Annotated in this window: 14 protein-coding genes; 4 read left to right on the forward strand and 10 right to left on the reverse strand. The window is 31.9% G+C overall.

Annotated features, from left to right (window positions below):
* Window positions 1-51 precede the first annotated feature (51 nt).
* The gene (locus LB941_RS05555; protein ID WP_253360185.1) at window positions 52-396 is read right to left on the reverse strand and encodes an iron-sulfur cluster biosynthesis family protein; all 345 of its coding nucleotides are present in this window, start codon (window positions 394-396) and stop codon (window positions 52-54) included.
* A 92-nt stretch (window positions 397-488) separates the two neighbouring features.
* Here LB941_RS05555 and LB941_RS05560 point away from each other — a divergent pair, with 92 nt between their 5' ends.
* A complete protein-coding gene (locus LB941_RS05560; protein WP_253360186.1) occupies window positions 489-791 on the forward strand; it encodes a hypothetical protein in 303 nt (100 codons plus the stop codon).
* A 6-nt stretch (window positions 792-797) separates the two neighbouring features.
* Here the strand turns inward: LB941_RS05560 and LB941_RS05565 are convergent, their stop codons facing one another.
* The 7 genes from LB941_RS05565 to LB941_RS05595 form a co-directional block, all read right to left on the reverse strand.
* Window positions 798-1,685, reverse strand: coding sequence for an alpha/beta hydrolase (locus LB941_RS05565; RefSeq protein ID WP_253360187.1), 888 nt, complete (start codon window positions 1,683-1,685; stop codon window positions 798-800).
* Window positions 1,672-2,970 carry a PTS transporter subunit EIIC gene (locus tag LB941_RS05570; protein ID WP_253360188.1) on the reverse strand — a complete coding sequence of 433 codons (1,299 nt, stop codon included), beginning with the start codon at window positions 2,968-2,970 and terminating at the stop codon, window positions 1,672-1,674. Before LB941_RS05570 ends, LB941_RS05565 begins: the two co-directional genes overlap by 14 nt.
* A gap of 71 nt (window positions 2,971-3,041) precedes the next feature.
* Window positions 3,042-4,310, reverse strand: coding sequence for a D-alanyl-lipoteichoic acid biosynthesis protein DltD (dltD, locus tag LB941_RS05575; RefSeq protein ID WP_253360189.1), 1,269 nt, complete (start codon window positions 4,308-4,310; stop codon window positions 3,042-3,044).
* The gene (gene dltC, locus LB941_RS05580; protein WP_253360190.1) at window positions 4,300-4,539 is read right to left on the reverse strand and encodes a D-alanine--poly(phosphoribitol) ligase subunit 2; all 240 of its coding nucleotides are present in this window, start codon (window positions 4,537-4,539) and stop codon (window positions 4,300-4,302) included. Before dltC ends, dltD begins: the two co-directional genes overlap by 11 nt.
* 31 nt (window positions 4,540-4,570) lie before the next feature.
* Window positions 4,571-5,773 carry a D-alanyl-lipoteichoic acid biosynthesis protein DltB gene (gene dltB, locus LB941_RS05585; RefSeq protein WP_253360191.1) on the reverse strand — a complete coding sequence of 401 codons (1,203 nt, stop codon included), beginning with the start codon at window positions 5,771-5,773 and terminating at the stop codon, window positions 4,571-4,573.
* Window positions 5,770-7,293, reverse strand: coding sequence for a D-alanine--poly(phosphoribitol) ligase subunit DltA (dltA, locus tag LB941_RS05590; RefSeq protein ID WP_253360193.1), 1,524 nt, complete (start codon window positions 7,291-7,293; stop codon window positions 5,770-5,772). Before dltA ends, dltB begins: the two co-directional genes overlap by 4 nt.
* A gap of 15 nt (window positions 7,294-7,308) precedes the next feature.
* On the reverse strand, window positions 7,309-7,458 hold the full coding sequence (locus LB941_RS05595) for a teichoic acid D-Ala incorporation-associated protein DltX (RefSeq protein WP_253360195.1): 150 nt from the start codon (window positions 7,456-7,458) through the stop codon (window positions 7,309-7,311).
* Between the two features lie 306 nt (window positions 7,459-7,764).
* Here LB941_RS05595 and LB941_RS05600 point away from each other — a divergent pair, with 306 nt between their 5' ends.
* The 3 genes from LB941_RS05600 to LB941_RS05610 are packed head-to-tail and all read left to right on the forward strand — an operon-like array spanning window position 7,765 to window position 10,035.
* Window positions 7,765-8,271 (forward strand): TetR/AcrR family transcriptional regulator, encoded by a 507-nt coding sequence (locus LB941_RS05600; RefSeq protein ID WP_253360197.1) that lies wholly within the window; start codon window positions 7,765-7,767, stop codon window positions 8,269-8,271.
* A gap of 17 nt (window positions 8,272-8,288) precedes the next feature.
* Window positions 8,289-9,350 carry an ABC transporter permease gene (locus LB941_RS05605; protein WP_253360200.1) on the forward strand — a complete coding sequence of 354 codons (1,062 nt, stop codon included), beginning with the start codon at window positions 8,289-8,291 and terminating at the stop codon, window positions 9,348-9,350.
* Between the two features lie 4 nt (window positions 9,351-9,354).
* On the forward strand, window positions 9,355-10,035 hold the full coding sequence (locus LB941_RS05610; protein ID WP_253360203.1) for an ABC transporter ATP-binding protein: 681 nt from the start codon (window positions 9,355-9,357) through the stop codon (window positions 10,033-10,035).
* A 112-nt stretch (window positions 10,036-10,147) separates the two neighbouring features.
* Here the strand turns inward: LB941_RS05610 and LB941_RS05615 are convergent, their stop codons facing one another.
* Window positions 10,148-10,579: a universal stress protein gene (locus tag LB941_RS05615; protein ID WP_253360205.1), complete on the reverse strand. Its 432-nt coding sequence runs from the start codon at window positions 10,577-10,579 to the stop codon at window positions 10,148-10,150.
* On the reverse strand, window positions 10,579-12,159 hold the full coding sequence (locus LB941_RS05620; protein WP_253360207.1) for an Nramp family divalent metal transporter: 1,581 nt from the start codon (window positions 12,157-12,159) through the stop codon (window positions 10,579-10,581). The genes LB941_RS05615 and LB941_RS05620 overlap by 1 nt, the downstream gene beginning before the upstream one ends.
* Window positions 12,160-12,407: the final 248 nt, after the last annotated feature.

A 12,407-nucleotide genomic window follows, 5' to 3' on the forward strand; every position in this document is an offset into this window, starting at 1 on the left:
CTAATTTTGACGAGCATTTCTGTTATATGAGCGCCTCTTTATGCTGTTAATTTATGAGTAATCTATAATAGCCACAGAACTTGTCAACTCCCCTGAACTATCACTTGTTAAACGTAACATTTTATTTACTGGGTTAACTGTCAGATACATATTATCATCCATATACATATCGGTATAATCCTTGTAGCGAATAACTCCAATATCAGAGTCTAATTTTCCTTCATAATCCTTGTTTAAATTACCTTTTTTAACTATTAAAATACGAAAACTTGAATCTAATGAACAAACTCCAACTTTAGAAAGAGGTCCAACACCATCATCATAGTCAAGCAATAAATCTTTATTGTTATATTTGACTAACTTGTTCTTTGCTTCTTGTGTTATTGTAAGATACATAAGAAACACCTCCATACATTTATACCCTAATTATATCACTTGTTTTTAGTAAGTATAAATATATGCTCAAAATTTATATTTGGAGAATTTTTATGCTACTAAAAGACTTATTATCTGCTACTGCAGACATGAATATGCAACTTCATTTGTATTTTGAAGTAACAACTTCAAACAAATCTTTACTATGTGTTTATGATATAGAAAAAACAAAGACTAGAGTAAATCTACTTGTAAATTCTAACTCAATTATTCCGGCTATATCTCTTGAACTGTTTTATACTCTATGTTCAGACGAACAGCCACAAACACCTATCTACATTTACGATACTCATGCTAATGTCTCATATCCAATCTTTGGTTATCGCATCCAAGAAGCAATGTTATTACTCAAATAAATATTGCTAATTATTTGCATCACCTTGTTGATTCGGATCTTGACTACCTGACTTATTAGTTTGTACCTGTTGGTTCTCATCCAAAATATATTGTTTAATCAACGTAACAATTTGCTTGTTTTGTGGCAAACTTGAATGTTGTGCATTCACTCCGGTTACCGTTATTTCGGTATAACTACTTACCTGATCTTGATAAATAAACTTTCCAGCTGACACACTATTTAACGGAACAAGGCCATCAGATGCATAGTTCTTAGTTCCAGCGACTGAATATACCGTTAAACTCGATGGAATTTTGCTTCTTTTAGCAATAAAATCAGCAAGCATTTGTGTTTTATTTGCGGTTGATTTTTCTGCGAAGTTAAATGGTGACCCTATTGTCATTAGCTTTTTTATTTTGGCATCATCATTATCTAAATACTTCTCTAAAAATGCTGTATAGATAAGGCCTCCATTGGAATGTCCTATTCCCTTAAAGTTATTGAAGTTATACCGTTTACGTAGTTGCTTGAAAGCCTCATTGAACATACTTGCTTGCTTCAAAATATTAGCATAGCCATCCTTGTTGTTTTCAAACGCAACTACAATAAATGGTTCATTGTCTTTAGGCTTGATGGACCCCGTATACGTAATTTTACCGCTATTCCAAACTTTAACTTTTAACAAACTATGTTGTTGCTGTGCGTCTTTATTTAATAATTCTACTAAGGTATCAAATCTATTCTCAGTAGCTGAACTACCTGGAATCATTATGACAGGAGATAATTTTGAATTATGCCATCTTGTTAGGCTGCTAACATTTTTCTTAGTCCAAAAATAAGAAGGAAATGATAACCCTAAAGTTATACATAAACAAAGCAGTATGATTATAACGTTTTTTTTACGTCCCTTCACTATTATTTGCACCCTCTTTCATAGCATCCTTAACTCTTTCAGCTAATTTTACAAATGGTAGATATAACAAGACATCAATCCCCAGTAAAATAATACCTACAATTAGAGCCATAATATTGCCATTTGTTCCGATAAAAGCAACTAGCATTCCTGGTGTCCCATCTGGAACAGGATACACTAACGGCGGCATTATATGAATTGCAATCGCTCCAGCTGCTATTATCATGTTAACTAATGGTGCAAGAATAAATGGAATAATATACATCGGATTAAATAACAGCGGTACTCCAATCATTATTGGACTATTGTTATTGAAAAAAGCAGGTAACAAAGACCAACGTGCAACTCGTAAATAGCCACTACCATGCGAAACCAGTGTAATAGCTATAATTAATGCCAAAGTTGCCCCCACTCCACCAAAAGATCCAAATCCTTGATAAAGAGTTGTTGCTGTAAATTGATGTGGTACATTCCATGCTGACTTATGTGATAATGCATAATTCAAATTATCTGTATAATTTTGATCAGTATACATAGCACCAACTGTGGCGTACGGTCCAGCTAAACCCATCCACGCCAAAACAGTAGTTAATACTCCCAATAATAACACGTACCAAATTACGTTTTGATTTTCCGAGAATGTTTCAAAACTAACAACAATATTTGAAATCACTCCACTTCTCTGGAGAAAATTAATTCCCATGCTCACAATTAAGCCTAACAGGATCATTCCAAAGATTGCTGGTAATGCGAAAAAGGCACGATCTAAGATATCATCTGTCCGCATTGCTTGTTTAAACAAAGGCCGTTCCAACAAACGAAACATCCAGCCAGTAATATATCCAATTATCAAGCCTAATAATAATCCATTCGAGCCTAATAAAATCCAATTAAGTGAAATTCCGTTTGACATAAAATTTAGTGGTTTTATACATAATAGTAAAAATGTAATTAATCCTGTTAACCCTGCCATTTGGTTATCCCGATGAAAATATCTTGCAGTATACTGTGCAGCTTGGTATGCTGCAAGCATTGAGACAATTCCTAATGTTAGTGATGTAAAGTTTCCAAAAAATATGCGATATTTATTAAAATGCGGTAACCAATTACTTAAATTGCATAAACTATTAACAAATCCATTTTTGGAAAAAACTGTTACTTGAAAAATTTGTGCAATGCTTCCTAATAGTACAAATGGAAAAAGCATTACAAGCGTTCGTCTTGTCACACACGCAAACGATGTTCGTCGCAGTTTAAACATAATTGGTACAATTCTATTTATCATTTCTCCACCTCTATACCAAGATTCAACTTTCAAATTCGAGTTCTTAGTTATAGAATCGTATGCTTTTAGACTTAATCTACCACTTTGTTTAATGAATTACCATGTAAATTCTGCCAATTTTTACTATAAAAATAATTATTTATTTTAAATTTAGGTGTTTTTTGTTTTTTTGTTAAAAATGGATCTACGTATTTATCTAATTTTAACCAACCACGCCATCCCAAGTGAATTGTATCTTGCATGAAGTAATGTTCTGAACCGTCTTTTGACATATCCACAATGTTAGTAAAACCTTGTTGTTTTAACTGATACTTTATTTTCTTATCAAAAGTGGCTATCATCTTCATTGACAAACCTGTATATTTTGCCCATGACTTATTGATCGGTGGAATAACAAATAAAACATTAGTGTTGTTTTTTGCAAATTGATTTAATACTAATTGAAAATCAGCATATTCTGGTGATGATACATAGTTAAAATCACTTTGCTCATTTTGCAAATTCTTATATGCCCCTTTAAGCCGCTTTTTCCAAAACACATTATCAACTTCAAATGGATTATTTGTTGTGTTCTTTTTGCCTAAGTCATAAGCCAGTTTATCTAATTTACTATAGTTATACGTGTCAGGCAATTGCTTCATCTGTCGTTTAATAATTGATGTTCGCGTATTAACATGTAACACCGAAAATAATTGATCCTCATGTGAAAGCTCGTTATATTTCAAATCAACATATGTCTTTTGTATATCTGTTAATGTTTTACCACTAGCTATTCTTTCAACTGCATCTTCAATGATGCTATCTGAATGCAAATTCTTCATTTGCAATAGCCGTTTTGCTGCATATATGTCCATTTCTGATTTATCTGCTGTCTTTAACCATGTAATAACTTGTAGGTTTGAATAATAATAAGCGAACGCCTGTGGATCTATGCCTTTTTTAACAAACCATTGTGGTGAAATAATAAAAACAGCTTTCTTGTTTTTTAATTGTCTGTTGATTCCTTGCATTGCCCAATAATGTGACAATGATTGTGAACCAGCAGCTCCTAATAAAAACGGTCGGTATGAACGATGATATTTTCTTGCTAAAACCGATGGATGTAGCGGATCTATTCGCGATAGTTCTGATGACCCCATAAAAGCAACGTAGTTTTTTTCTAATGCTGCTTTTTTTATTGCTGTCCCTTTAAACACATCAACGCTTTGAGAGATTGAAGCTCCAGGAAGTATTTTTTTATTAACATTTAATTTAAAAGGTGATACTAAAAAGACAAGTAAAATTAGTATTGCAACAATAACAGGGCCAAAAATCAGCCATAGTTTCTTTTTAAAGCTCATTAGTCATTGCTTCAACTTTCGCAATAATTTTATTTGGAGTATCCCATTCACTTCTCTCAAATTCTGAAACTGGTGCATCAACGCCACATTCTGATTCTAATTCAAGTAATAGTTGAACTGTTCCCATAGAATCGAGTAATCCTGTTTCAAAAAGATTTACGTCTAAATCTTTTTTTACTTCGTCACTACCTGTTAAATCAACTAATATATTTAAAACTGTATCTTTCATAATCAAAAACTTCCTTTTTTATTTTTTTATATTAATGTTTCATAAAGAACAAGGTATTCAAAAACCCTGAAAAAATTAAGAAACTAAAACATACCAAGTTAAATGTTAAGAAAATTGCAAATATCTTAGTAAATCGATTACTTGGAATTTTATCTCTATGTTTCTTCTTAAAGCGTAGCCATACATCGCAGATGATGATAGCACATGCATGAAATAGACCATAAACGATATAATACCAGGTTACGCCATGCCAAAAGCCCATTATCAAGAACAAAGTTAAATACCCTAAATTAGCTAAATTAACTTTATTTTTTACCAATTTCTTTTTCATCAAGAAAAATACCAATCGCATGTATATATAATCCCTAAACCAAAACGACAATGTCATATGCCATCTGTTCCAAAAGTCCTTGATATTTTTAGATATAAATGGCAAATTAAAGTTCATTGGTGTTTCTATTCCCATAGCATAACTTGTTCCAACTGCAAATAAACTATATCCAGCAAAATCAAAAAATAAATCCATTGAATACACATACATATATTCGACTAAATACCATGAAATGCCCCCATGTGCTAGCGCAAGTGCACTAACTTGTGGTAATAAGACACTTCCAAAATAATAAGCTAGTATGAATTTATATAAAAAGCCTAAAAAGATATAATGTACACTTTTTCCAAGCATATTTACATATTTTTCAACAGATGGTACCGTATCATAATCTTTAATAAAACGCCTGTATCTATCAATTGGTCCTGAAGATATCGTTGGAAAAAACAAGATAAAGTGTAATACCTTTAAAAAATCTAAGCTCTTTATCATTCCATCTCTAGTTTCCATTATAATTCCAACAATTTTAAACGTTAGATAACTAATACCTAAAAAACCAATAATTGATGCTGCCCCATGCTCAAAAACAGGTGTTATCTTAACTATAACTAGTGGAAAAATTGCTAAAAGTACAGCTATGACAAAAACCCATGTATCATTTCTTTTTTGCCGATATTTAAAATATGCAAACATTAAGCACATTTCAAAAGCCACATACCCAATTAATGCTAATCCTTGCACAAATTTATTAGCATCAAATATTAAAAATAAGAAAGCAAATGAAACAATCGTTTCGTATATCCGCCATCTCTTACCTTTTAGCAATCCAATTATGATTGGTAAAAGAGCTAAACTCAACCACAAAAAATATTCTGGATTCTCATATGGTTGCATGTTTATCATCCGTCATTAACCTCTTGAACTAAAAATTTACGATCAATTTTACCATTGATTGTTAGGGGCAACGAATCAACATATTTAAATCTTTGAGGAATCATATAGCTTAACGTTGTTTCTGTCAATTCCCTTTTTATTGCTTGGGTTAATTCAAAAGCATTTTGATAATTTTTCTCTTTTGTTACAACATAAGCTACTAATTGGCTAACTTTGTGTTCTTTATTGTATTTGGGAACTGTAGTTGCTTGTGAGATAATGCTAACTTTATCTAGATGATGGTCTACATCTTCTAATTCTATCCGAAAACCATGCATTTTAACTTGAAAATCAATTCTACCCTTGTATAATAGCATCTTATTTTCATCAATTATTCCTACATCGCCTGTTCGATAGGCGCTTTTGCCTTCTATCGTGATAAAATTTCGAGCTGTTTTTTCTTCGTTATTTAGGTATCCTTTAGATACTCCTAAACCTAACAAAACAATCTCCCCAATTTGGCCGGGCTTAACTTGATTTAAATTTTCATCAACTAATATTATTTGACTATCCCTTTTGGCATAACCTATAGGTAATCGAGTATAGTCTTCTAAAATTTGGTTTGTAATTTCAATAGAAGTTATCGCAACAGTTGCTTCTGTTGGCCCATAAGTATTATAGATTTTTGCTTCAGGAAATCTTTGTTTTAAAGTACTTGCCGTTTTGTGTGTTAATTCTTCCCCACAAAACAGAAAATATTTTAGTTCAGGAAAATGTTTTGCATCAAATGTTTTTTGCATCAAACATATTTCCATAAAAGATGGTGTTGAAACCCATTCATTTATACTCAACTGTGGTAACACTGTAAAAAGATCCTTAAAATTTTCTGTTACTTTAGTTGGTAATACAGCAATTTTGTCTCCCGCTACAAGTGTTGGATACAAACTCATCACTGAAAGATCAAACGAATATGGTGCCTGAGCTAAGCATGTCTTACCTTTATCTAATGCAAAATCAGTATTTATCCATTCAATAAAACTTTGTAAATTATCATGACTAATTTGAACACCCTTTGGAACACCAGTTGTACCTGAAGTAAATATAATATAGAAGTTTTCATCTTGCTTGACGTACTTACTTGTATCTACCTTGGCTATTGGTTGTCGCATAATATTTTCTAATTCCAACTTCGTTATTGTTGGAATAGTTAAATCAATACCTGGTAAACTTTCAACAGCTATACAAGCAGCAGGTTGTGCAATTTCTTTAATAATCTCTAAACGTTGTAATGGTGAATGCGAATCAACTGGAATATACGCATGTCCTGCTTTAACTACACCTAGAAAAGCAGCTATAGTTTCAAACGTTTGACCACCATAAACCATAATGGGTTCTTTTTTAGGTAACTGCATTGATAGTAACTTTGTAGCTACTGCATCAGAAATTTGCTTTAATTGTCCATACGTATATTCACTACCCATATACTCATAAGCCAATCGTTGAGGACTTTTCACTCCCCAGTTGTCTATTTGTTCAATAATATTTTTCATAACTTTCCCCCTATACTAAAATTCGTTATAGATGAAGTGTGGTTGATTTATACCGCTATAACTGTATAAATATAACAAAACAAAAAGAATAACCAAATAAAAAAATGTTTTGCTAATAAAACGCACCACTTCGTTTTGACACAACTGTTTGAATTTTTGCAACACTACTTCCTCCTAAAAATATAAGTTTGATAATTGTCACATCAAAAGTACATATTAGCGTCGCACACTTAAATTAATAGCTGTATGCTCTTGTACATATTCAAGGATAGAACTATTACAAAAAGATTACAATAAACATTATATAAACTCTCCTTAACAAATATTTATAAATTATAAAATATCTATGTTAGACACCTATATCTTCATATTTAAAAAGTTTTTTTGTCAGCGTTGACACAGTGTCACTTTTGAATTAAAATTAGCTATTATAAAGTGACACTGTGTCAATCAAAGAAAGGCCTGTTTCAAATGGTAAAATCTACATTCATCAACTTAAATGATGCTAAGAAAAAACGAATTACAGAAGCTTTATTAACTGAGTTTTCTACTCATTCACTTACCTCTGCGCAAGTAGCGAGAATTGTAACTAACGCACAAATTGCTCGTGGAGCTTTTTATAAATATTTTGAAGATTTACCTGATGCTTACAACTATCTCTATCATATCGCGCTAAAAAAAATCCATACTAACATCACAACTCCAACACCTTTAAATGCTTCTCAATATGTTTTACAAGTTCGCTTATTTCTAAATGAAACTATCAATAGTGAATATTTTAATTTTATTAAATTACATGTAATTTACAATGAAGGCATTTTACCTAAAAAGCAGCCACAAGAATCTCTCTCGGAATCTCTTTGGGCTATAGCCACTTTAAGTCATGAGACTATTAAAGATTGCTTAATTAATCCAGATAACGCAGAATCCTATCTTAAACGATTAGAAAAAATCCTAACAAAACTTTTAGACAAGTAAAGAAACGAGGCTATACAATGTTTTTAGCTTTTAAAGAAATAAAACATGAAAAATTGCGTTATGCGCTAATAACTGCAATGATTCTTATGATTAGTTATTTAATCTTTATATTAACTAGCCTTGCTTTAGGTTTAGCTAATGAAAATACTTCTGGTATTTATAGTTGGAATTTCAAACATATTATCTTAAATGCTGATGCTAATACTAGTTTGAGCCAATCCTTACTCACAGCTAACCAAATTAGCGCACAAAAAATAACCAATAAAGAAGCTCTTATTGGTCAAGCCTCAGTAGTAGTTAAAAAAGCTGCTTCTTCAAATGTTGACGCTAATTTCGTAGGTATAAAAAGTAATCAATTCATCTATAAGGATTTACAACTTAGCCTAGGACACTTACCTAAAAATGATCAGCAAATAGTGGTTGATTCAAGTTTTCGAAATAGTGGCTACCATCTGAATGATTGGGTTACTTTAAACTCAAACACAAAAAAATATCAAATTGTTGGTTTTGTAAAAAATGCACAATATAATATGTCCCCTATCATATATGGCAGGTTAACTGCATGGTCATCATTAAAAAATGTAAGCCCTACTTTTAAGGCCAGTGCAATCATCTCGCGTAAAAACTACTATACTGCAAAAACTAAAAAAACAGCTAGTTATTCAACTAACAGCTTAATTCAAAAACTTCCTGGTTATTCTGCTCAAAATACAACATTTTCTTTAATGATTGCATTTTTGTTAATTATTTCTTTAATCATAGTAACTGTATTTTTGTATATTATAACAATTCAAAAAATACCTAATTATGCTGTTTTAAGGGCCCAAGGAATTCCTGCTTCTATTTTGGTAAAATCGACAATATCACAAGCAATAAGTCTTGTTGGTGCTGGTTTAACCCTTGGGATTTTCTTCACATGGATTACAACTGTCTTCATTCCTAAAAGTGCACCAATGTCGTTTAATATTCCGTTGTTATCCTTGGTCGCTTTAAGCCTTATTGTAACTTCTATATTAGGTACTCTTTTGCCTATAAAAGCTATTTTACATGTTGATCCTATAACAATTATCGGAGGTTAAATCTATGGCTACAATTAAATTAACAAATGTTACTAAGGAATTTGGTTCAAATCTCTCTAAAGTAACTGCCTTAAAAGATGTCAATTTTATTGCTGAAAGTGGTCAACTAATCTTAATTGTCGGCCCCTCAGGTTCTGGTAAAAGTACTTTTTTAACTATAATTGGCAATTTGCAAAAGCCATCTAGCGGAACAGTTGAGATTAATAATACTGATATTCAAACGTTGTCAAAAAAACAGAGTGATGCTTTAAGACTTAATCAGATAGGCTTTATACTTCAATCTTACAATCTCGTTCCTTATTTAAATGTGTATGAACAATTTACATTAGCCAATAAGGTTAAAAAAACCGGTAATCTTAGTCATACAGAATTGAATGCTTTATTAACTCAGTTGAATATTGAAAACATACAACATAAATATCCTTCTGAACTTTCTGGTGGACAAAATCAAAGAGTAGCAATTGCTCGAGCTTTGTATACAAATCCAACAATTATTTTAGCTGATGAACCAACGGCTTCATTAGATAGTGTAAATGTTAGTGAAGTAGGTCAACTATTCCACAGTATTTCTCAAAACAAGCATAAAACTGTTATTGTCGTAACCCATGACTTACGTCTTAAAAAATATGCTGATAAAGTTTACAATATTACGGATGGCATATTAACTTTAGAAAAGAACGTTTAGCTTTTTTCACTCATTTTAAGAAAAAAATATAGAAGTAAACTTGGAAAAACCACGATTTACTTCTATATTTTTTACTCTTTAATTTATTATCTATCCATAAAAGTTTACGCTTTTAGCGGACTACTAAAACAGATATTGGAGCATGCTTCGCCATATATGCTGCTTGACTTCCAAAGTGCCGTGCTATCCCCTTTTTAGCTAATGAACCTATCACTAATAGATCTGGTTTAATCTGCGAAATAACATCTTTTATAATTGTTTCGCCAGGATCTCCCTCAGAAATTATTGTACTAACTTTCTTTACGCCCTCATTTTCTGCTTTTTCTTTATAATCTAGCATATGCGCTTTTAGACTGTTATATTCCCCATGCACATAGTCCTTATCTAAAGCTTGATAGACACTAACATCGTCATCTTCTAGAACAGAAACTATTACTAATTCTGAATCATGTTCTCTGGCAATATCAATTGCAAAATCAAATGCTTTTATTGCATCATCGGAATCATCAACACCAACCAAAATTTTCTTGATATCTTTTAGCATTAATTTTCCTCCTTCTTAGCTAACTTAAGTTCATGAACTCGTTTGTCACCCTTGTACAATTCAACAACCGTCCAAATTAATAATGCTAAAATAGCTACAATTAATACATATGCTATTCCATTTGCAAGAGTTATTTGACTTTTAGTTGGATTATCACCAAAGAATCCTTGGATTGAATCTGGTAATCCTTTCATATTCAAAACAGTTAAACCAATGACTGAAATCCAACCTAATATTTTAACCCACAATCTATTCTTAAATCTTTCTCCCATTTCCTCTTTACTATTCGTCATCATAAGTAATGGTAACATCGAGAACGGCAATGCAAACGCCAAAAATACTTGTGAGTTATTCATCAAGTTATTAATAGCCTCATGTTGTTTTAATGTGCTCAAACGACTTGTCATTGCAACACAAATTAAAACTGGAATAACTGAAATTAGTCGTGTTACCAAGCGGCGCAACCATAGTGGCATCCGCATATGAACAAAGCCTTCCATAATAACTTGTCCTGTTAAAGTCCCTGTAATAGTTGAATTTTGACCTGAAGCAAGTAAGGCAACGGCAAATAGAACAGATAAAACACCTGACTTAGCAACTGCTATTAACACACCATTACTTAACGTTGAAGTATTTGATAAAGCTTGATATAGCCCAAAGAATGATGGATCATCTACAGCACCTGTTTTAAAGACTGCAACACCCATTATTAAAAGTAATGAATTAACTACAAAAGCACAAGATAATTGAATATTAGAATCCCATGTTGCAAAACGAACTGTTCTTGCAACATCTTTTTCATCTGTATGATCTATTTTACGTGTTTGTGAAATAGCTGAATGCAAATATAAATTATGGGGCATAACCGTAGCACCAATGATTCCTAAAGCTCCCTTTATAGGTGTTGTTCCGCCTACATTTGGTGAACTAGAAAAAGTATTTCCATTTGGTACTAAGCCTGCAACAACAGCTCCCCAATTTGGATTAGATAGGGCCACTTGATAACAAAAAACAAATAAAATTACCAAAATTAAACAAACAACAATAGCTTCAATTTTTCTAAATCCGATTTTTGTTAATAATAATAATAGCAAAACATCAAATACTGTCAAAAATACGGCAATAACTAAAGGTATATTAAACAAAAGATATAACGCAATTGCTGCCCCGATAACCTCGGCTATATCAGTCGCCATTATCGCTAACTCTGTTAAAATCCATAAAACAATTCCTAGTGCTTTTCCTGTTCTAGCTCTAATTGCTTGTGCTAAATCCATTTGACTTACAATGCCTAGTTTGGCAGCCATATATTGTAACAACATGGCTATCAAACTTGACATTAAAATCACTGACATTAATAAATATTGAAAATCTTGTCCACCAGTAATTGATGTTGACCAATTACCTGGATCCATATATCCAACAGCAACTAAAGCCCCTGGTCCTGAGTACATAAATAATGTTTTCCAAAAACCTTTTCCCTTAGGAACTTCAATTGTCCCATTTATTTCCTCTAATGAAGGACCATTTGCATACTCAATTAAGTGATGCTTATGGTTACTTGTTTCATCAAACTGCATTTTTAACTCCACCTTTCTTTTCAGTACTGTATAATACTAACATATTTTTTAAATAAGTAAAATAGTTTTTTATACATACCTAACTTTTAAAGAAACTATATAGAAAACATTTTTATAGATATTCAAATTCATATAATGAATTATTTTGCATATGTTCATAAAATAAGTGCAAGTAAGCATCCACCAGCATAGCTGGTGGCTTTTTTATAGCCCTAGAAGGGCTTGGGCCAACGCAAATAGCCCCTTTA

It is taken from the genome of Ligilactobacillus ubinensis (assembly GCF_024160875.1).
GTDB lineage: Bacteria > Bacillota > Bacilli > Lactobacillales > Lactobacillaceae > Ligilactobacillus > Ligilactobacillus ubinensis.

What these genes read in the sequence shown, in the direction of transcription:
- LB941_RS05555 (WP_253360185.1), bottom strand. Translation starts at nt 396, where the DNA reads ATGTATCTTACAATAACACAAGAAGCAAAGAACAAGTTAGTCAAATAT.
- LB941_RS05560 (WP_253360186.1), top strand. Translation starts at nt 489, where the DNA reads ATGCTACTAAAAGACTTATTATCTGCTACTGCAGACATGAATATGCAA.
- LB941_RS05570 (WP_253360188.1), bottom strand. Translation starts at nt 2,970, where the DNA reads ATGATAAATAGAATTGTACCAATTATGTTTAAACTGCGACGAACATCG.
- dltD (WP_253360189.1), bottom strand. Translation starts at nt 4,310, where the DNA reads ATGAGCTTTAAAAAGAAACTATGGCTGATTTTTGGCCCTGTTATTGTT.
- dltC (WP_253360190.1), bottom strand. Translation starts at nt 4,539, where the DNA reads ATGAAAGATACAGTTTTAAATATATTAGTTGATTTAACAGGTAGTGAC.
- dltB (WP_253360191.1), bottom strand. Translation starts at nt 5,773, where the DNA reads ATGATAAACATGCAACCATATGAGAATCCAGAATATTTTTTGTGGTTG.
- dltA (WP_253360193.1), bottom strand. Translation starts at nt 7,293, where the DNA reads ATGAAAAATATTATTGAACAAATAGACAACTGGGGAGTGAAAAGTCCT.
- LB941_RS05600 (WP_253360197.1), top strand. Translation starts at nt 7,765, where the DNA reads ATGGTAAAATCTACATTCATCAACTTAAATGATGCTAAGAAAAAACGA.
- LB941_RS05605 (WP_253360200.1), top strand. Translation starts at nt 8,289, where the DNA reads ATGTTTTTAGCTTTTAAAGAAATAAAACATGAAAAATTGCGTTATGCG.
- LB941_RS05610 (WP_253360203.1), top strand. Translation starts at nt 9,355, where the DNA reads ATGGCTACAATTAAATTAACAAATGTTACTAAGGAATTTGGTTCAAAT.
- LB941_RS05615 (WP_253360205.1), bottom strand. Translation starts at nt 10,579, where the DNA reads ATGCTAAAAGATATCAAGAAAATTTTGGTTGGTGTTGATGATTCCGAT.
- LB941_RS05620 (WP_253360207.1), bottom strand. Translation starts at nt 12,159, where the DNA reads ATGCAGTTTGATGAAACAAGTAACCATAAGCATCACTTAATTGAGTAT.